Source organism: Sorangium sp. So ce281 (assembly GCF_051527395.1).
In the GTDB taxonomy this organism is placed as follows: domain Bacteria; phylum Myxococcota_A; class Polyangia; order Polyangiales; family Polyangiaceae; genus Sorangium; species Sorangium cellulosum_B.
Window position 1 is genome coordinate 5,775,773 of record NZ_CP150322.1, and the last position, 19,025, is coordinate 5,794,797.

A 19,025-nucleotide genomic window follows, 5' to 3' on the forward strand; every position below is an offset into this window, starting at 1 on the left:
TCCGGGAGGCTGCCGGGCCATTGCGCGCTGTCGCGGCGCTCGTCCGGAGTATCATGGTGCGTCGGCGAACGATGACGGGGCACTCGGAAGGGCAGGAGCGATGGTCGGCGATCCCTTGATCGAGCGCGGCGCCAGGATCGGCGAGTACACGATCGACGATCGCCTCGGCGAGGGCGGCTTCGGCGCCGTGTTCCGCGGCCGTGACGGCGCCGGCAACGACGCCGCCATCAAGATCTTCAAGGACGTGAGCGCCCAGAACGCCGGGCAGCTCTTCGCCCAGCAGAACGAGATCGAGGCGCTGCTCCGCCTGCGCCACCCCTCGCTGGTCAAGCTCTCCTCGTACGGCGTCCTCGACGGCGTGGGCCTCTACCTCGCGATGGAGCTCGTGCAGGGCGAGACGCTCGACCGGTACCTCGCACGGATGGGCTCGCTCGACACGATCGAGGCCCTGCGCATCGCGCGCCGCGTGGCCGAGGCGCTCGCGCACTGCCACGCGCTCAACGTCCTCCACCTCGACCTCAAGCCGAGCAACATCGTCCTCACCGATCCGTACGAGCCCCGGCTCAAGATCCTCGATTTCGGCCTGGCGACGCTCACCGTGAGCTTCCAGCCCGAGCACGCCCGCGTCAGCGCGGGCACCATCGCGTACCTGGCGCCCGAGTGCCTGAAGCGGGGCGCGCTCGGGCGCCCGAGCCCCCGGATGGACCTCTACGCGGTCGGCGTCATGCTCTACGAGCTGCTCGCCGGCCGGCTCCCGTTCTCGGACGGCACCGTCAACAGCGTCATCAACCAGAAGGTCTACGGCACGCTCGTGCCGCTCGCCCACGCGGCGCCCGAGACGCCGGCGCCCGTCGTCGCGCTCGTCGAGGAGCTCCTGGAGCGCGACCCGGCGCGGCGCTTCTCCAGCGCGGCCCGGCTCTGCGCTCGGCTCAAGGAGCTCTACTACGTCACGCTCCACGGCACCTCGCAGCCCCCGGCCGGGGCCGAGGACGACGCGCACGAGCGCGACGCCGCCGCGCCGGAGACCTTCGACGACGCGCACGACGCGCCCTTCGTCGGCCGCGAGCAGGAGCTCGGGCGGCTCATCGAGCTCGTCCAGGGCGCGGTGCGCGGCGAGCCGCGGCCGGCCGTGGTGGTCGGCGACACGGGCGTCGGCAAGAGCCGCCTCGTCGCCGAGCTGCTCCGGAGCGCCGAGCAGGCGGGCACGGCGATCGTCGCGTACGGCCGGTGCAGGGAGCTCTCCGGGCTCGTGCCCTACTCCGCGATCCGCGAGGCGCTGACGCAGATTGCGCTCTGGCTGGAGCGGCACGGCGACAGCCGGGCGGCGCGCATCCGCCGGCTGGTGAGCCTCGTGATCGCCGACGACGCTGCCCTCCTCCGGGGGCTCGTGCCGGAGCTGACGCGCGCGGTCGGGCTCGCCGACGAGGGCGGCGCCATCGGCCCGGGCGGAACGCGCTGGATCGCCGATCTGATCCTGCGGCTGCTCGGCGCGATCTCCGAGGAGATCCCGGTCGTCCTCGCGATCGAGGACGTGCACTGGGCCGACGAGGCGACGCAGGAGGTGCTGCTGCGCCTCTCGGATCAGCTCGGCGAGATGCCGGTGCTGCTGCTCGGCACGGCGCGGCCGCCCTTCGCTCGCGGCTCGTCGATGCCTCCGCCCGGCTCGTCGCTGCCTTCGCCCGGCTCGTTGCTGCCTTCGCCCGGCTCGTCGGCGCTGCGCGGCCCGCCGGGCTCGTCGCCGATGACGCCGCGCGCGGCGGGGTGGCTCGCGTGGAAGGACGTCGAGCGCATCGACCTCGGCCCGCTCCGGCCCGAGGCGAACCGGGCGCTCCTCTCCGCGCTCGGCCGCGGCGCGGGCGACGACCTCGTCCAGGAGCTCGTGCGCCGCGTCCCGCTGCTCGCCGCGGGCAACCCGCTCTTCAACATCCAGGTCGTCCGCAACATGGAGACCGAGGGCTTCCTGCAGCGCAGCCGGAGCGGCGCGCTCGAGATCTCCCGCGCCGACGCGCATTACCTCGCGCCCGCGTCGGTCTCGGACGTCCTCTCGCGCAGCATCGACGCGCTCGATCCCACGACGGTCCAGGTCCTCGGCGTCGCCGCGCTCATCGGCCGCCAGTTCCTGCGCGACGATCTGGTCGAGCTCGGGCTCTTCGACCCGGCGGAGGTCGACAGCGCCCTGCGCCACGCCGCGGCGCACTACGTCTGCCTCGGCGAGGACGGAGGCCTCGCGTCGTTCTCGCACGACGCGGCGCGCGAGCAGCTCGCCGCCCGCGTGCCGCCCAAGGAGCGCTCCGACTACCACGGGCGCATCGCGCGGCGCATCGAGCTGCGCGGCGGCGATCCGGGGACGCTCGCGCACCACGTCGAGCGCGCCGGCGAGCTCGACCGCGCCGCGTCGACGTACCTGCTCGCGGCGGGCGAGGCCGATCGGCTCCAGGATCCGCACGGCGCCAGCCGCCGGCTGAAGCAGGCGCTCGCGCTGCTCGAGCGGCTGCCGCTCGATCCGGCGCGGATCGAGCTCAGGGCCCGCTGCGCGCACGAGCTCGCGCGCGTCGCGTGCCTGCTCGGCAGCACGGCGGAGCCGCTCGATCTGCTCCGCCGCACGCAGGGGGCGCTGCCGGAGACGCCGCTCGTCACGGCGGCCCTCTCCAGCGCGCTGTCGCGCGTGCACTACGTGCGGGGCGAGTTCGCCGACGCGGTGGCGCACAGCCGCAAGGCGCTCGAGGCGATCGGCGCGAGCCCGGAGCTGCGCCCGTACCAGTGCCTGCCGGCGAACATCCTCGGGCGCGCGCTGTGCGCGGCCGGCAAGGTGGGCCCGGCGACCGAGCCGCTCCGCCGCGGCTGCGAGCTCGCGGAGGCGGCGGGCGAGTACGTCGAGCTCTGCCACTCGCGCGGCATCCTCTGCGTCGCGCTGAGCCAGTCCGGCTTCTACGCCGAGGCCGAGCAGAGCGCCGCGGACGCCGCGCGCCTCGCCGAGCGCCTGCGCGACCCGGTGCGGCTGCTCGGCACGTGGTTCTACCACGCGGTGCTCGCGGAGGGCCGGTTCGACTGGGATCTCGGGGTCCGGTCGACAGCGCAGCTGCTCTCGTACGCCGAGGAGCACGGCCTGAGCGGGCTCTACCTGTACATGGGGACGATGTACGCGGGCCGGCACCAGTTCCACATGGGCCAGCTCACGCGGGCCCGCGTGCTGCTCGCGAACGCCGTCAACCTGAGCGGCGTGCTGGGCATCGGCATGGGGCGCGGCTGGGCGGAGGGGTACCTGGGCGACGTGTACTTCGTGCAGGGCCTGCTCCGCGAGGCGCTCGCCGCCTACGAGCGGGCGATCGAGATCGGCTCGGCGGGGACGGGCGACGCGTACGCCGTGTGCCTCGGCCGGGTCGGCCGGATGCACGCGCGGGCGCTGCTCGCCGGCGACGCCAGCGACGCCTGCCAGGCCGGCGAGCTCGCCGCGTATGGCCGGGAGACGCTCGATCTCATCCGCGCGTCGGGCAACCGGACGCTGCTGGTGACGGCGCTCGAGCGTCACGCCGAGGCGCTCGACGCGCTGGGCGACGGGGGGGCTGCGCGCGGCGTCCGCGCCGAGCGCGCGGCGCTCGTCGAGGAGCTCGGCCTGACGGATCCGACGTTCTGGCCGCGCGTCCCGGCCGAGGCGGCGTTCCAGGGCCATCCGCGGGCGTACTGGGCCGCTCTGCCGCGCGAGGTCCGGACGGCGAACCCGGGCGGCGTCGGCACGACGCAGGTCGTGGGCGCGACGGTGGCGGAGCTCGCGGCGGCGGCGACGATCGCGGTCCCGGAGGAGGAGCTCGGCGGGCCGACGATCGTGGCGATCCCGCGCCTCCGCCACGTCACGCTGCTGGAGACGCTGGCCTCGGTGGAGGGCTTCGTCCCCCGCTTCGACGGGCCGGAGGCCCCGCCGGTCGCCAAGTGACGGCGGAGGCTGCGCGGCCGGCGCCGGCCGGCACTGTCGAGGTCGTGCGCACGGCGCTCGCCCACACCTGGGCGATGCTGTTCCTCGTCGTGCTGCTCCCTATCGGGCTGCTCTGTTTTCCCTTCGATCCCCGGCAGCGGATGCACGACCGGCTCTCGGTCGTCTGGGCGCGCGGGGCGCTCTGGCTCGTCGGCGTGCGGGTCGAGGCCGAGGGCGTCCAGCACGTGCGGCCGGGCGAGCGGTACGTGATCGCGGCGAACCACCAGAGCACGCTCGACATCCTCGCGCTCCTGGTGGTGCTGCAGGGGCGCACGCCGATGCGCTTCCTGGCGAAGCGCGCGCTGTTCCGCGTGCCGGTGCTGGGCTGGGGCATGCGCCTGTACGGCCACACGCCTGTCGACCGGCGGCGCGCCCGCGGCGCGCTCGCGGATCTCGGGGAGGCGCAGCGCAACGTGATGCAGCGGTGGTCGACGATGTTCTTCCCCGAGGGCACGCGGAGCGCGACGGGCCGGCTCCTGCCCTTCCGGCTCGGCGCGTTCCGGACCGCCTCGGCCGCGGGCGCGCGCGTCCTGCCGGTGACCATCGACGGCGCGGGCGCGCTCCAGCCGAAGGGACGTTATGCCGCCGCGCCCGGCGTCGTGCGGGTCGTGGTGCACCCGCCGCTCGACCCGCCGGGAACGTCGCTCGAGGCGCTGCACGCCTCGATGGAGGCGTGCAGGTCCGCCGTGGCGTCGGCGTTGCCGGAGGCGCTCCGGGAGGGGGGCGAGGCGGCCGCTCGCCCGGAGCGCTCCGAACCGCGCCGCTGAGGCGGGCACGACGGCAGTCCGAAGCCGCCGGATTGAGCTTCCCCCCTTCCGGCGAGGGCATGGGCCTCGGGCTCTTCATTTGCAGGGAGATCGTCAGGGCGCACGGCAGCCAGATCTTTGTGCGCAACACGGAAGGCAAGGGGGCGACCTTCACGGTCAGGCTGCCCCGGATCGAGGACCGACGAGCACACGACTTGATGCGCTGAATCGACGCCGCTCTCCTGCGCTCGCACGCGGCCGGCCGGGCGGCGCTGCGGGGAGGGACGAGGCCCATGAAGGGGACGATCTTGGTGGTGGAAGACGACCTGGATTCGAGCGACATGCTCCGGGAGCTGCTGGAGATGGCCGACTATGCTGTCGAGTCGGCCGAGACCGCCGACGAGGCGATCGGCGCGTTGACGGAGCGGCGCTACGACGCCGCGTTGCTCGATCTGACCGTGTCCGGCGCGACGACAGAGGAGCTGATCCAGCGGCTCCGGGGCGTGTCGGATCGGCCGCCCATCGTGCTCTTCTCGGCGCGGACGCCCGAGGATCTCCGGGCAGCGGGCGAGCAGCTCTCGGCGGCGGCCGTGATCCAGAAGCCGGCGAGCATGGGCGTGCTCCTCTCCACCATGGCGCGGGTGGTCCGCCCGCCTTCTTCGTAGGCGGCGCCTGCGCGCGGGGCCGCGTCGCTCGTCTTCTCGTCTTCTCGTCTTCTCGCCTGATTCGCTTCTCCGCCTCTCCTCAGCGAGGCGCACTGTGCCGGAACCGGACATCTTCACGATCGGGGGCGTCGGCAGGAGGCGTGGAGGCGCTGATCGTGCTCCTCGGGGGGCTGCCTGCCGATCTGTCAGCGTCTCTGTTCGTGGTCCGCCACCTTCCGCCGACGGCGCGGAGCGGACCGAGGGCGCGGCGGCGCGCTCGCGCCATGGCGCACGATGGCCAGAAGGGCTAGGTGTGGCCCATGGATTTCGCCAAGGTGATGGGCGAGCTGGAGCGGCTCGGCACCGAGCAGAACCGCAAGGTGTACCGGCGCCACGGCATGACCGATCCGCTCTTCGGCGTGAGCTTCGCCCACATGAACGCGCTGGAGAAGCGGATCAAGCGCGACCACGAGCTCGCCGAGGCGCTCTGGGCGACGGGCAACGCCGACGCGAGGACGCTGGCGGTGGCGATCGCCGATCCGGAGCGCTTCACCTGGGACAAGCTCGAGGCGTGGCTCGACGGCCTGCGCTCTCCGCTGCTCATCGACCTCCTCATGATGCGCGTCGCGCTGAAGACGCCGTTCGCCCGGGACGCGATGGCGCGCTGGACCGCGTCGAACGACGAGTGGCTCGGCCGCGCGGGCTGGACGCTCCTCGGCCTGCTCGCGACCGAGGACCCTTCGCTGCCCGACAGCGTGTTCGAGGAGCGGCTCTCGGTGATCGAGGCGTCGATCCACCGGGCCAGGAACCGCGCCCGCGAGGGGATGAACAGCGCGCTCATCAGCATCGGCGGGAGGAACGAGCCCCTGCGCGGCAAAGCGCTCACGGCGGCGCGGCGCATCGGCAAGGTCGAGATCGATCACGGCGAGACGAACTGCAAGACGCCCGACGCGACCGCCTACATCGAAGCGATCTGGTCCAGGAAGCCGGCCGCCGCGCCAGCCGCGAAGCCTGCCAGGGCCGCTGCGAAGCCCGCCAAGGCCGCTGCGAAGCCCGCCAAGGCCGTTGCGAAGCCCGCCAAGGCTGCTGCGAAGCCCGCCAAGGCTGCTGCCGCGAAGCGGACCCGCTAGTTCCACCCGCCAGGGGATCGGGGAGAGATTTCAACGCAAAGTCGCAAAGGCGCAAAGGCGCAAAAAAGAACAGATTCTTATGTATTTTTGCGTCTTTGCGCCTTTGCGTCTTTGCGTTAAAAATCCTCTTCACTCGCGAGACAGGTCCCTGGCGGCATGTGTGACACGCGGAGCCACGGCGCGCGGCAGCGCGAGGCCGCCCCCGCCCCCGCCACGTGCCGCCGCCGATCCAAGGCACGCGCCGTCCGGCGCTGGATCACGCCGGGTGCGCCGTCGTGAACAGCTCGCCTGGCGGCCCGAGCAGCTCCTTGCGCGTGAGCCGCTCGACGACCTTGCGCGTGAAGATCAGGTGATCTTCTTCCTCGTGCAGACGGCGCCGGAACGCCTGCCTTGCCTCGCTGTCGTCCGCCTCGTCGGCGAGCTCGAGCAGCAGCTGCCAGCCGGCGTTGTCGACGAGCTCCGCGGTGAGCAGCGCGTGGAAGAGGTGGGTCGGGTTCATGTCCCCGTCGAGCACGATCTGCTCGATGCCCTGCGACTCGATCGTGACGAGCCGCGACATGTCCGTCTCGGCGTGCGCGTCCCCGCCCAGCGCGCGGATCTGCGCCTCGAGCCACTCCTCGTGCTCCTTCTCCTGGTCCCGGTGCTCCTTGAGCTGGCCGAGCCGGGCCATCAGGAGGGGATCGGCCGCGCGGCCGATCTTCTCCACGATGGAGTCGTAGAGCTTGACGCCTGCGCGCTCGAAGGTCAGCCGCTCGCTGAGCAGGTCGATGGCCTTGTCCCGGTTCGTCTGTGCAAGCTTCTTCATGGATGCCTCCGACCGGGGCGCATGCGATTCGCAGGCCGCCGCGCGCCGCGCCTGCGAGGCGGGCAGAGGGCCGGCCGGCCGGGCGCGGCGCGCGGCGATCAGAGGTGCTCTGTCAGGTACTCGACGATGGCGCGGTTCGCGTAATGGCTCGCGGCAGGCGACCGGTAACCGTGCCGCTCGCCCGGGAACACGAGGGTGTCGAACCGCTTGTCCGCGACCATGAGCGCCTCGATCATCTTCGCCGTGTGCGCAAAGTGCACGTTCTCATCCATGAGCCCATGCATGAGGAGCAGCTTGCCGCGCAGGTTGCCCGCGCGCTTCGTGAGATCGGTCGCCTCGTACCGCGCGGCCTCCTTGGCGAGGAGACCCATGTACCGCTCCGTGTAGCCCGTATCGTACAGCCGATCATCGCTCACCGGTGAGCCCGCGACGCCCACGTGGAAGCGGTCCGGCGCCATGAGGAGCGCCTCCAGCGCCATCCTGCCGCCGTAGCTGTGGCCGTAGATCCCGACGCGGCCCGCGTCGACGTAAGGCAGCGTCTTCAGGAAATCGAGGCCCGCGAGCTGGTCGGCGAGCTCGACCTCGCCGAGGCGCCCGTAAATGGCGGACTCGAACGCGCGCCCGCGGTTCGCCGAGCCGCGGTTGTCGAGCTGAAACACCACCACCCCGCGGTCCGCGAGGTGATTCCACAGGAGCCACGGCGACCACGAGTTGAAGACCGTCTGGACGCCGGGCCCCCCGTACACGCTCACCACGACCGGATAGCGGCGGCCGGGCTCGATCCTCCGCGGCGCGAGCAGCGCGCCGTAGAGCGTGTCGCCGCTCGCGGCGCGCACCTCGACGATCTCGGGGGCGCGCAGCTCGAGCTCCGCGAGCTCGCGGTCCACGGGCGCCGGCAGCGCGCCGACCTCCGCGTTGTCCGCGCCCCTCACCGCCCCTCTCCACGGGCGATCCAGGGCCGCGTGGAGCTCGACGTACCCCGGCCCCCCCGGATCCACGGTGATCTGGTGCATCCCCGGGTCGGACGTGAGCCGCTTCACCTCGCCACCCGCGAGCGGCACGGTGTAGAGGTGGCGCTCGATCGGGCCATCCTTCGTCGCCACGAAGCGCGCGAGGCCGCGCTCCTCGTCCGGCGGAAGGAGCGAGGTGATGTCCCAGTCGCCCGCGGTGAGCCTCGCGAGCTCGGCGCCCGAGCCGGTGTCCCGCAGCGCGAGGTGGCGGTGGCCGCCCTCGGCGGTCGACCAGAGGAACCTCGGCGAGCGCTCGAGGAGCCGCATGTCCGCGAAGTCCACCCAGGTCGGCGAGCTCTCGACGACGACCTCGGCGGCCTCGCCCGAGCGCGGCCTCGCGCGGAGGAGCGAGAGGCGCTTCTGGTCGCGCGAGAGCGTCTGGAACCAGAGCGCCTTGCCGTCTTCCGCCCAGGCGAACCGGCCGAGGTAGCGCTCGTCTTCGCCATCGCCGCCCTTCCACGTGAGCCATGTCGTCTTCCTGGTGGCGAGATCGAGGATGCCCGCCCTGACGCGGGGGTTCTTGCCGCCGACGCGCGGGTAACGCGCCATCATGAGATCTTCCTTGCCGTCGCGGAAGCCGAGGACTGGCACCTTCTCGACCTCTCGCTCGTCGACCTCCAGGTAAGCCACCCGGTCGCAGCCGGGGGAGATCCAGAAGCCGCTCGGCTCATCGAACTCCTCCTGACCGTTGAAGTCGCTCAGGCCGCGCGAGACCCCCTCGGGCGCCCCCCGGGTCAGCGCCGTCTCGCGGCGCGAGGCGACGTCGATCATGAAGAGCTCGCGCCCGCGGACGAACACCACGCGCTCGCCGCCGTCGCACACCTTCGGATCGATCTCCGGCTCGGGCGTGTCGGTGAGCCGCGCGATCGCCCCTTTCGGGTCGCGCACGAAGAGGTCGCCGCCGAAGGGGATGAGCAGGACCTCTGCCCGCTTCGCCCACGAATAGGCCGTGATCCCCCTGGAGAACATGCGCTGTCGCTCGCGGCGGAGCTCCTCCTCGCGGGACAGCGGCTTCGCGTCCTTCAGCAGGTCGCCCGACGCGACGAGCTGCCGAGTCTCCCGCGATGCGGTGTCGAAGGCGAAGAGAGACTGCTCCGGCCGGTCCGCCTGCCGCTGGAGGTAGGTGATCAGCTTGCCGCCGGGCGCGTACTGGATCGCCCTGGGCAGCCGCGCTCCGAGCGGCGGTTGCCTACCGAGGTGGGCGAACGTGATCCGGCTCGCCTCCGGCCCGGCGATGCGCGCCCTGTCCGGCGAGGCGGCCTGCTTCACCGCCGCGGCGGCCCCGGCCGGGGCGGCCCTCGGCGGGGCGGCCCTCGGCGGGGACGAGCCGGTGGGCGGGGCGCAGGCGGCGGCCAGGAGGAGGGGGAGCAACCCCCAGATTGCGGGGCGCGGCGGAGTTCGCATGGCCGCGATTTCGCTCGACGCGGCGGGAGATGTCAAACGTCGGCTGCCGCGGCGAGGCCAGAGGGTGAGAGGAGAGAAAAAACGCAAAGACGCAAAGACGCAAAGACGCAAAAAAAAAGAAGACGTCTCAAGACACAAATGGATCATCGGAGCGGCAGAGAGCGGGACCCTGCCATGCATCTCTTCTTTTTTGCGTCTTTGCGTCTTTGCGTTAAAATTCTCCTTCTACGTCTCGCGTTCTCAGCACTCGATCTCCATCGCACGCCATGGAGGCCGATCAGCTCGCGATGCGCCGGAGCACGATGACCGGCCGCCCCGCCTCGCGCGAGCGATCGATATCCACCTTGCAGTCGAGCATCCAGTCGTTGTGGTCCTCCGGATCGGCGATGATCTGCTGGACCACCCAGGAGCCGCCGTCCTCGGCGGGGTGGACGATCGTGTTGCTCGGGCTCCGGGCCGCCGGATCGGTGCGGATCGCCGCGTGCTCCGCGTAATAGCCTCGGAGCGCCTCGTCCAGCCGCTCCGCCGTCCAGGGCGCCTCCTCCCCCTCCACCATCTCGGCGGCGACCTCGTAGTCGCGGCGGGACAGCGCGCGCAGGAAGAAGAAGAGCTCATTCCTCACGAGCACGGTGAACTCCTTGACGTTCCGCGTGACGTCGAACGCGGCCGGCTCCCCGGCGCCGCCCGGGGCCGCCGCGCGCGGCTGGAACGACGGGTCGCGCAGCCGCTCCCACTCGTCGAGAAGGCTCGAGTCCACGCCGCGGATGAGCGCCCGGAAATAGGCGATCATGTCGATGGTGTCGCTGTCCTTCGCGTACTCGGGCACCGTCTGGACGAGCGCCTTGTACACCTCGGAGACGTACCTGAGGAGCAGCCCCTCCGCCCGCTCCAGGTTGTACTCCCGGATGTACTCGCTGAACGACAGGTATTGCTCGTACATCTCGCGCGCGACGCCCTTCGGACGGATGTTCTCCTGCCCCACCCAGGGGTGCCGCCGCGCGAAGTCGTTGAAGGTCCCGTAGATGAACTCGCGGTTCGGCCTCGGATAATCGAGCTTCTCGAGCTCCTCCATCCGCTGCTCGTACTCCACGCCCGCCGCCTTCAGCTCCGCGAGCTTCTCGGTCTTCAGCCGATCGAGCTGCTTCTGCAGGATGAGATCGGGGTTCTCGAGGATCGACTCCACGAGCGTCAAGAGATCGAGCGGATAGGTGCCGCTGTCGGGATCCAGCTTGCCCACCGTCTCGAGGACGTAGAGCGAGAGGGCGTGGTTCAGCGAGAAGTCTTCCTGGAGATCCGCGTTGATGCGGAGGCGCTTGCCCGGCCCGTCTTCCCTGGGGACGAACTCGATGATGCGCGCCTCCACGAGCGAGCGGAAGAGGAGCATCGCCGTCCTGCCGTGCTGGCGCCGGACCGCCGGCCGATCGTGGGTGCCGCGGATGAGCCGCTTCAGCGCCTGACAGCCGCCCTCCTCGCGCCCGAGCACGTTGACGAGCATGCCGTGCGTGACCTGGAACCGGGACACGAGCGGCTCGGGCGGCGACTGGATCAGCCGCTCGAACGTCTGCCGGTCCCAGTGCACATAGCCCTTCTCCGGCGGCTTCTTCCTGACGATCTTCCGCCGCTTGGCCGGGTCGTTCCCCGCCTTCGCCTCGAGCTTCATGTTCTCGATGACGTGCTCCGGCGCCTGGGCGACGACGCTCCCCTGGTTGTCGAACCCCTTCCGGCCGGCCCGGCCGCTGATCTGCTGGAAGTCACGCACGCTCAGGATGGCCGTCTTCTCGCCGTCGAACTTGCAGAGCTTCGTGAACAGCACCGTGCGGATCGGGATGTTGACGCCGACGCCGAGCGTGTCCGTGCCGCAGATGATCTTGAGGTGCCCCTGCTGGGCCAGCTTCTCGACGAGCAGCCGGTATTTCGGCAGGAGCCCCGCGTGGTGGAGCCCGATCCCGTGCCTGACGAAGCGCTGCACCTCGCGGCCGTAGGGGCTCGAGAACTTGAACGGACCCCCGAACGCGGACCCCGGCCCCGCGCCCGCGAGGGCGGCGGTGATCGCCCGCTTCTCCTCCTTGGTGCAGTAGTCCTGGCTCATCAGGTTCTGCGCCTCCTCGGCGCAGCCCCGCTGCGTGAAGCTCACGATGTAGATCGGCGCCTTGCCGCTCTTCACGAGCGTCGCGACAGTCTCGTGGAGCGGCGTCTCGCGGTACTCGAAGTCGAGCGGCACCGGGCGCACGGTCGACTTGACAACGGCCGTCTGCTCGCCCGTCAGGCGCGTGAGCTCCTCCTGGAAGAACTCGGTGCCTCCGAGCGTGGCGCTCATGAGCAAGAACCTCGCCTGCGGCAGCGTGAGCAGCGGGATCTGCCAGGCCGCGCCGCGATCGCGATCCGAGTAGTAGTGGAACTCGTCCATGATCACGTAGTCGCAGAGCGCCTTCTCGCCCTCGCGGAGCGCGATGTTCGCGAGGATCTCCGCGGTGCAGCAGATGATGGGCGCGTCGCGGTTCACGGCCGCGTCGCCCGTCAACATGCCCACGTTCTCGGGGCCGAAGTCGTTGCAGAGCGAGAAGAACTTCTCGCTGACGAGCGCCTTGATCGGGCACGTGTAGTACGACTTCATCCCCTCGGCGAGCGCCTTGAAGTGCATCGCGGCCGCGACGAGCGACTTGCCCGAGCCGGTCGGCGTGTTGAGGATCACGTTCTTGCCGCCGAAGATCTCGAGGATGGCCTCCTCCTGCGCCGGGTAGAGCTCGAGCCCCCGCTCGGCGACGTAGTCGAGGAAGCCGTTCAGGAGATCGTCGGCCGTGAAGTCGTGCGGCGACGGCGGGAGGCGAGCGAGGAGCGGTGCGGCGGCTTGATCCATGGCGGCTGTCGGGCGCGCGCCCATGGGCGCGCGCCCACCATGCAGAAGCCTGGTTTCAGCGAGAATGCAAGCAAACTCCTCCATGTCCAGGTCGGATCGCCTGCGACGCGCGATGGGGGCGGAACCGACGCAGCGAGCGGGACCGACACCGCTGACGCGCCGGCGCGACCGACACAGCAGACCGAAGAGGCGAAGCGGACGCAGCAGGCTCCGTCCAGGCGATCCGGACGCGCAGAGGACGGAGGCGATCGGGTCGCCATGCCGCCCGCAGCGTCGCGCGATCGTGATAGCGTGGCCGGACGAACAGCGGGAGGGAGCGCCATGCACACACGGCCGATCGGGCGGGTGCATGGAGGATCGGGGCGGGCGGGGATGGGGGAGACGGCCGGACAGCCAGCCTGGGCGACGCGATCGCCCAGCAGGGGGACCGCGCAGATCGACGCGTCGAGCGGGCGGATCGTGCGCGTCAGCAGCTCGCTCTGCCTGCTGCTGGGCTACTCGGAGGACGAGCTGCGCCAGAAGAAGCTGTCGGAGCTCGCCCTGCCGGAAGACCGCACAGGCTCGCTCGCGGCGTGGCGCTCGCTCCTCGAAGCGGACGAGGAGGACCTCACGTTCGAGATGCGCTGCCGCTGCAAGGACGGCGGCGTCCGCTGGCTCCACGTGACAGGCGTCTTCGTCCGTGACCTCCGGCAAAGGCCGTATCGCGCGGTGATGCTCGTCGAGGACATCACCGAGCCGAGGAACGCGGAGGAGCGGGCGCTGGCCGCGGAGCAGGCGCTGGCGGAGGCGGCGGTCCGGAGGTGCGAACAGTTCTTCCACGCCATCGGGGAATCCATCGATTATGGCATCTGGGTCAGCGACGCCGACGGGCGGAACGTCTATGCCAGCAACGCGTTCCTCAGGATGGCCGGGATGATGCAAGAGCAGTGCTCGGAGCACGGGTGGGTCGAGACGCTCCACCCCGAGGATCGGCACAAGGTGGCAATCTTCCAGCGGTGCGTTCAGACGGGTGAGCCGTTCGAGGAGGAGCTCCGGTACCTCGGCCCCGGCGGCGTCGTCCACCCCGTCCTCAACCGGGGCGTCCCGGTCCGCGACGAGCGAGGCAAGATCACCGCCTGGGTCGGCATCTGTCTGGACATCAGCCGGCTCAAGCGCACGGAGGAGGCGCTGCGCGAGAGCCAGGGCCGCCTCCTCGCGGCGCTCGACGAGGCGCAGCGGGTCCTCACCGAGCGCGAGCGCCTGGAGGACGAGCTCCGCGCTCGCGAGCGGGAGCTCGCGTCGCTGATGGCGAACTCGCCCGACGTGATCTACCGCCTGGATCGCGACCTGCGCTGCACCTTCATGTCGCCCACCTCGGCGACGGTGATGGGGTTCCCGCCGGAGCACTACCTCGGCAAGACGCCCCGCGAGAACGGGCTCCCGCCCGACGTGGTCGAGAGGAGCGAGGCCGTGTGCCGCGAGGTGCTCGCGACCTCCAAGCCGCTGCGGCTGGAGTTCGGCATCGGCGAGCGGAGATTCCGCGCCCGGGTCATCCCCGAGCTCGGGCCGGGCGGCGCCGTGGACTCGTTCATGGGGATCACCGAGGACGTCACCGCGGAGCGGCTGGCCGAGGAAGAGCGCCAGAAGCTCCTCGACAGCGAGCGCGCCGCGCGCGACGAGGCGGAGCGGGTGAGCCGGGTCAAGGACGACTTCGTCGCGACGCTCTCGCACGAGCTGCGCTCGCCCATCAACGCCATCCTGGGCTGGGCGCGCATCCTGCGTGGCCGGGTGCCCGAGCCGCCGACGCTCGCGCGGGGGCTCGAGGTCATCGAGCGCAACGCGCGGCTCCAGGCCGACATGGTGTCCGAGCTGCTCGACATGAGCCGGATCGTCTCGGGGAAGCTGCGGCTCGACGTGCAGCCGGTCGACCTGGCGTCGGTCATCCGGAGCGCGCTCGAGGCGATCCAGCTCGCGGCCGAGACGAAGGGGATCGCGGTCGCCTCGAGCATCGACCCCTCAGCGAGCTCGCTGAGGGGGGACCCCGCGCGGATCCACCAGGTCGTCTGGAACCTCCTGTCGAACGCCGTGAAGTTCACGCCCCCGGGCGGGCGGATCGACGTCGCGCTGCGGCGCGCGGGCGCGCACGCCGCGCTGTCGGTGACCGACACCGGGATGGGCATCGCCCCGCAGTTCCTCCCCCACCTGTTCGAGCGCTTCCGGCAGGCGGACGCGTCCTCGACGAGGAAGCACGGCGGGCTCGGCATCGGGCTGTCGATCGTCAAGCACCTGGTCGAGCTGCACGGCGGCGCCGTGGAGGTCGCGAGCCAGGGCGAGCATCTGGGCGCGACCTTCACCGTGACGCTGCCGCTCGCCGGCGTCTCGCAGGAGGCGCCCGGCGCGGCGGAGCGCCCCAGCGAGGCGCGCGTCGAGGCGCTGGCCGACTACCCGGGCGCGTCGCTCGCCGGCATGCGGGTGCTGGTGGTCGACGACCAGCCCGACGCGCGCGAGGTCGCCCAGCGCGTGCTGGAGGAGTGCAAGGCGACGGTCACGACCGCGGGATCCGCCGCCGAGGCGCTGGCCATCCTTTCGCAGGATCGGCCCGACGTCCTCGTCAGCGACCTCGGGATGCCGGGCGAGGACGGCTTCCAGCTCATCCGCAGGGTGCGGGGCCTCGGCGAGGCGCGCGGCGGGGCGACGCCGGCCGTCGCGCTCAGCGCGCTGGCTCGTGTCGAGGACAAGGCGCGGGCGCTCGGCGCCGGGTACCAGGCGCACGTCGCCAAGCCCCTGGATCCGGCAGAGCTCGTCGGGGTGATCGCGGCGCTGGCCAAGGATCGGGCGAACCAGACGAACCAGACCAGCCAGACGAACCAAACCAGCCAGACGGACCCGACGGATCCGACCGATCGGACGGGCCAATGAGCGGCGGTTGCTCCGGGGGAGCTCCTTGGATTAGGTAGAAGCCTTTACGCCGCCTCCACGGCGGGATGGCGAGCACGGTCATGGTCCAACAGATTTCCGTGAAAGACCTCTTTCTGAAGCTGAAGGCGGGCGAGCCCGTGTACCTCCTCGACGTGCGCACGCCCGGCGAGCACGAGATCGCCGCGCTGCCGGGCAGCGCGCTGATCCCGCTGAACGAGCTCGTCGAGCGGGCCGACGAGATCGCCCCCGGCGAGGGCGCGCTGGTCGTCGCCTACTGCCACCATGGCGTCCGGAGCCTCTCGGCCGCCGCCCTCCTCGAGAAGCTCGGCCACGAGCGCGTCGCCTCGCTCCAGGGCGGCATCGACGCGTGGTCGATCCACATCGACGAGAGCGTCCCGCGGTACTGATCCCCCATCGACGAGCTCAGTTGAGCGAGGCGGCGCCGAGCCGGAAGTAGAGCGATCGGCCTGCGCCGCACGCGCTGCAGGCGACCTTCGCGACGCGGAGGCGGACGCCGTCGAGCGTCTCGGCCGTGTGGTCTTCCACGCGGAAGGCGCCGCGGCAGCGCGGGCACGGGATCGACCGGGCGGCCACCTCGACCTGCGAGGCGGCGTCGAGGGCGATGGCGCGCCCGGGGGTGTGGCCCGGCTCGAGCAGCGCGAGCCGCTCGATGTCGCGGGTGAGCTTCGCCGATGAGCGATCGCTTTCGCGCCGGGCGGCGCGGGCCGAGAGCTTCTTCTTCGCCATGATGCCTGTCCCTGCGGCCCGCCGGCGCGGGGACGCCGCCCGCGCGGGGAGCGCGAGGCCGGGTCTACCGCCTGTCGCGGATCGACTCCAGGCCCTCGTACACGTCGTCGGCGCCTCCGCCGTTCACGTCGCGCTCTGGCGAGACGGCGCCCGAGCGCGAGGGCGCGAGGGTGCCGGGCCGCCGCACCTTGGGAGGCCGGCCCCCCTGCCGGCGGCGCTCGGGGACCGCTGCGGGGTCGGGCGTCGTGGCGGCGGCGTCGACCGCGGAGGGCGAGTCGGCCCCGGCCGGATCCGCGGATTGCGAGGGCGCTTCCGGGGCCGGCGCGACGCCGGAGGGCGCGGGCGTGCCGAACGGCGCAGGGCCGGCCGTGCTCGCGACGGCCATCGGCGCGTCCTGGCCCGCCGGCGACCTGGCGGCCACCGGCGCGCTCGATCTCGCTGTCCAGCGCGCCGCGCCGAGCGCTACCGCGGCGAGGAGAGTTGCGGCGGCCGCGATCCACGTGCCCGCGCTGCGGTGCCAGCGGAACGCGCCGGAGCGCCACCGATCGCGGCGGCGTTCGGTCCCTTCGCGCGGGCTCCAGGCGATCTCCTTCCCGTCCGGCTGGGCCAGCGGCACCGCCTGCTTGCCCGCGCCGAGCCGCCGCGGCGGCGCCCCCCGCTTGCGCGCCATCGTCAGCGTGGGGGAGTCGTCGCGCGCCATCGTCAGCGTGGGGCCTTCCTCGCGCGCCATCGTCAGCGTGGGGCCTTCCTCGCGCGCCATCGTCAGGCGTGGGGCCTTCCTCGCGCGCCATCGTCGGCGTCGGCGTCGGAGCGTCCTCGCGCGCCATCGTCAGCGTGGGGCCGTCTTCGGGAGCCGACTTCAGCGCGATGCCGCTGTCCTGCGCCGTCTTCAGCGCGGCGCCGCTGTCCTGCGCTGTCGCCGGCGCGGGGCCAACGTCCTGCGCCATCTTCAGCGCGGCGCCGCTGCCCTGCGCTGTCGCCAGCACGGAACCGCCGCCTTGCGCCATCTTCAGCGCGAGGCCGTCGCTCCGGGACATCGTCAGCGTGGGGCCGTCCTCGGAGCTCCCCCCGTGCGAGGACCGGTCGTTCCGCACCATCTTCAGCGTGGGCCTGCTGTCCTGCGCCGGGGTCGTGGGGCCGCTGCTCCGCGCCAGCGCCAGCGTGGGCCGCTCCGCGACGGCCACGTGGGGGAGCGTGCGACGCTCGCTGGACGAGGTCGCCGCCGCGGCGCCCTGGCTGGGCAGGGTGGTCACGTGGTCGCCGCCGGGCGAGAGCGCCGTCGAGCAGGGACCTGCCCCGGCTCCCGCCCGCTTGTCGGCGTCCGGCAGGGTCGACGACGCGCCCGGGCCGTCGTTGGCCGCGGCGGGGAGCGTGCTCGCGACGCCGTCGCCCGAGGGCCCGAGGGGCCGAGACGACGGAAAGGCCTTGCCCCGGGCGATCGCCTCGATCTGCGCCAGGGCGCGGGCGGAGTGCTCCGAGCCGAAGGGCGCGAGCTCTCGCGCCAGCTCCGCCACGGTCTGGACGCGCAGCTCGGGCTCTTTCTCGAGGCAGCGCAGGATGATGTCCTCGATCCGGGCCGGCAGATCCATCCGGTGCACCCGCGGCGGCGTGGGCGCGTGCATGGCGATGGCGACGAAGAGCGCCGAGATCCTCGACACCTCGAAGGGAAACCGCGCCGTCAGGAGCTGGTAGAGGATGACGCCGAGCGACCAGATGTCGGTGCGCGCGTCGACGTCTTTCGAGCACCGCACCTGCTCGGGCGACATGTAGCAGGGGGAGCCGAGCATCACCTCCGACGCCGTGAGCTTGCCGTCGTCCTCGGCGGCGGCCGACTTGGAGAGGCCGAAATCGAGCACCTTGACGATGGGCGCGCCGGTCGCGCCGGTCGTGAGGAAGAGGTTCCCCGGCTTGAGGTCCCGGTGGACGATGCCGCGCGCGTGCGCCTCCGCGATGGCCTCGCAGCCCTGGATCACGTAATCGACCGCCTCGGACACGGGCAAGGGGCCGCGCGCCTCGATCTCCCGCTGGAGATCGCGGCCGCGCAGGTACTCCATGACGAGGTAGGGGACGCCGAGATCGGCCGTGCCGACGTCGATGACGCGGGCGACGTGCTCGCTGCGGATCGCCGCCGCGGCGCGCGCCTCGCGCAGGAACCGGGCGCTCGCGCCGGGCAGCGTCATCGCGCGGGGGAGGAGGAACTTGACGGCCACGCGCTGGCGCAGCGAGACATGCTCGGCGGCGAAGATGACGCCCATGGCGCCCCGGCCGAGGCTGCGCTCGAGGCGGTATTTCTGCGCGAAGACCTCGCCTATCGCTGGGATGCCCGCCGTCGACGCGGGGGCATCCGGTTCCGATGGCCCGACCTCCATGCGCACACTATAGCCGCGCTCCCGCTTTTTTTGACGCGAAGATGCGGGGCGTCGGGGGTGGGGGCGACCGAGGCGACCGAATGCGGGGGCAGCGGAACGCGGTCGCCGCGGCCGCGTGGGCGGGGCGGCTGCGTGGGCGTGCCGCGCACCTTCCATCACTCCCATGATGGGCGCCGCCGGGCACGCGCGGCTCGCGGACGCGCAGACGTCCTCACGCGCTCTCGCGCTCGCGAGATCCTCGGGCATTGGAAGCGGAGCGCGCAAACCGCCCAGATCCGTCGGAACTGCGCGACGAACCGCGTCTTCCTCGAATGGCCGCGCCCCATCGACAGGTCGATGGGAACACCGGATCGATCGTGTCGATCCGGAGGCTCCCCGCCCTGCACGCTCGCCAAGGCTCGCCGTGCGTCCCCCCCTCCAGCATTGCGACAGCCCTCTCGCCATG

13 protein-coding genes and 2 pseudogenes are annotated in these 19,025 nt (G+C 72.0%); 9 read left to right on the forward strand and 6 right to left on the reverse strand.

From position 1 onward, the window contains the following. The first annotated feature begins 100 nt into the window (after positions 1–100). The 6 genes and pseudogenes from WMF27_RS21880 to WMF27_RS21905 all read left to right on the forward strand — a co-directional run. The gene (locus WMF27_RS21880) at positions 101–3,931 is read left to right on the forward strand and encodes a serine/threonine-protein kinase (RefSeq protein WP_437766947.1); all 3,831 of its coding nucleotides are present in this window, start codon (positions 101–103) and stop codon (positions 3,929–3,931) included. Continuing rightward, a complete protein-coding gene (locus tag WMF27_RS21885; RefSeq protein ID WP_437766946.1) occupies positions 3,928–4,737 on the forward strand; it encodes a lysophospholipid acyltransferase family protein in 810 nt (269 codons plus the stop codon). Before WMF27_RS21880 ends, WMF27_RS21885 begins: the two co-directional genes overlap by 4 nt. Before the next feature lie 32 nt (positions 4,738–4,769). Then, positions 4,770–4,943, forward strand: coding sequence for an ATP-binding protein (locus WMF27_RS21890; protein ID WP_437944493.1), 174 nt, complete (start codon positions 4,770–4,772; stop codon positions 4,941–4,943). Positions 4,944–5,009: 66 nt separating this feature from the next. Further along, positions 5,010–5,381 carry a response regulator transcription factor gene (locus WMF27_RS21895; RefSeq protein WP_437766945.1) on the forward strand — a complete coding sequence of 124 codons (372 nt, stop codon included), beginning with the start codon at positions 5,010–5,012 and terminating at the stop codon, positions 5,379–5,381. A 92-nt stretch (positions 5,382–5,473) separates the two neighbouring features. Beyond that, positions 5,474–5,671, forward strand: coding sequence for a chemotaxis protein CheB (locus WMF27_RS21900; RefSeq protein ID WP_437944539.1), 198 nt, complete (start codon positions 5,474–5,476; stop codon positions 5,669–5,671). 9 nt (positions 5,672–5,680) lie between these two features. Next, a pseudogene (locus WMF27_RS21905) lies at positions 5,681–6,328 on the forward strand (DNA alkylation repair protein); the annotation flags it as partial. 418 nt (positions 6,329–6,746) lie between these two features. Here the strand turns inward: WMF27_RS21905 and WMF27_RS21910 are convergent. From WMF27_RS21910 to WMF27_RS21920, 3 genes are all read right to left on the reverse strand, one after another. Then, positions 6,747–7,295, reverse strand: a complete 549-nt coding sequence (locus WMF27_RS21910) for a DUF892 family protein (RefSeq protein WP_437766944.1) — start codon at positions 7,293–7,295, stop codon at positions 6,747–6,749. 98 nt (positions 7,296–7,393) lie between these two features. Further along, entirely contained in the window at positions 7,394–9,709 is a 2,316-nt protein-coding gene (locus WMF27_RS21915; protein WP_437766943.1) for an alpha/beta fold hydrolase, read from the reverse strand. A 277-nt stretch (positions 9,710–9,986) separates the two neighbouring features. After that, complete coding sequence (locus WMF27_RS21920; RefSeq protein WP_437766942.1) at positions 9,987–12,566, reverse strand: DEAD/DEAH box helicase; 2,580 nt, start codon at positions 12,564–12,566, stop codon at positions 9,987–9,989. A 321-nt stretch (positions 12,567–12,887) separates the two neighbouring features. Between WMF27_RS21920 and WMF27_RS21925 the strand changes: the two genes are divergently transcribed. Further along, positions 12,888–15,464 (forward strand): hybrid sensor histidine kinase/response regulator, encoded by a 2,577-nt coding sequence (locus WMF27_RS21925; protein ID WP_437766941.1) that lies wholly within the window; start codon positions 12,888–12,890, stop codon positions 15,462–15,464. 98 nt (positions 15,465–15,562) lie between these two features. Then, positions 15,563–15,871, forward strand: a complete 309-nt coding sequence (locus WMF27_RS21930) for a rhodanese-like domain-containing protein (RefSeq protein ID WP_437766940.1) — start codon at positions 15,563–15,565, stop codon at positions 15,869–15,871. A gap of 16 nt (positions 15,872–15,887) precedes the next feature. On the opposite strand, the gene WMF27_RS21935 is transcribed toward WMF27_RS21930, so the two are convergent. Continuing rightward, positions 15,888–16,211 carry a hypothetical protein gene (locus WMF27_RS21935; RefSeq protein WP_437766939.1) on the reverse strand — a complete coding sequence of 108 codons (324 nt, stop codon included), beginning with the start codon at positions 16,209–16,211 and terminating at the stop codon, positions 15,888–15,890. 64 nt (positions 16,212–16,275) lie between these two features. Beyond that, the gene (locus tag WMF27_RS21940; protein ID WP_437766938.1) at positions 16,276–16,971 is read right to left on the reverse strand and encodes a hypothetical protein; all 696 of its coding nucleotides are present in this window, start codon (positions 16,969–16,971) and stop codon (positions 16,276–16,278) included. 107 nt (positions 16,972–17,078) lie between these two features. On the opposite strand from WMF27_RS21940, the gene WMF27_RS21945 reads away from it, so the two are divergent. Further along, positions 17,079–17,903, forward strand: coding sequence for a hypothetical protein (locus WMF27_RS21945; RefSeq protein WP_437944494.1), 825 nt, complete (start codon positions 17,079–17,081; stop codon positions 17,901–17,903). Here the strand turns inward: WMF27_RS21945 and WMF27_RS21950 are convergent. Continuing rightward, positions 17,789–19,024, reverse strand: a pseudogene (locus WMF27_RS21950) (serine/threonine-protein kinase); the annotation flags it as partial. The gene WMF27_RS21945 and the pseudogene WMF27_RS21950 overlap by 115 nt on opposite strands. Position 19,025 lies beyond the last annotated feature (1 nt).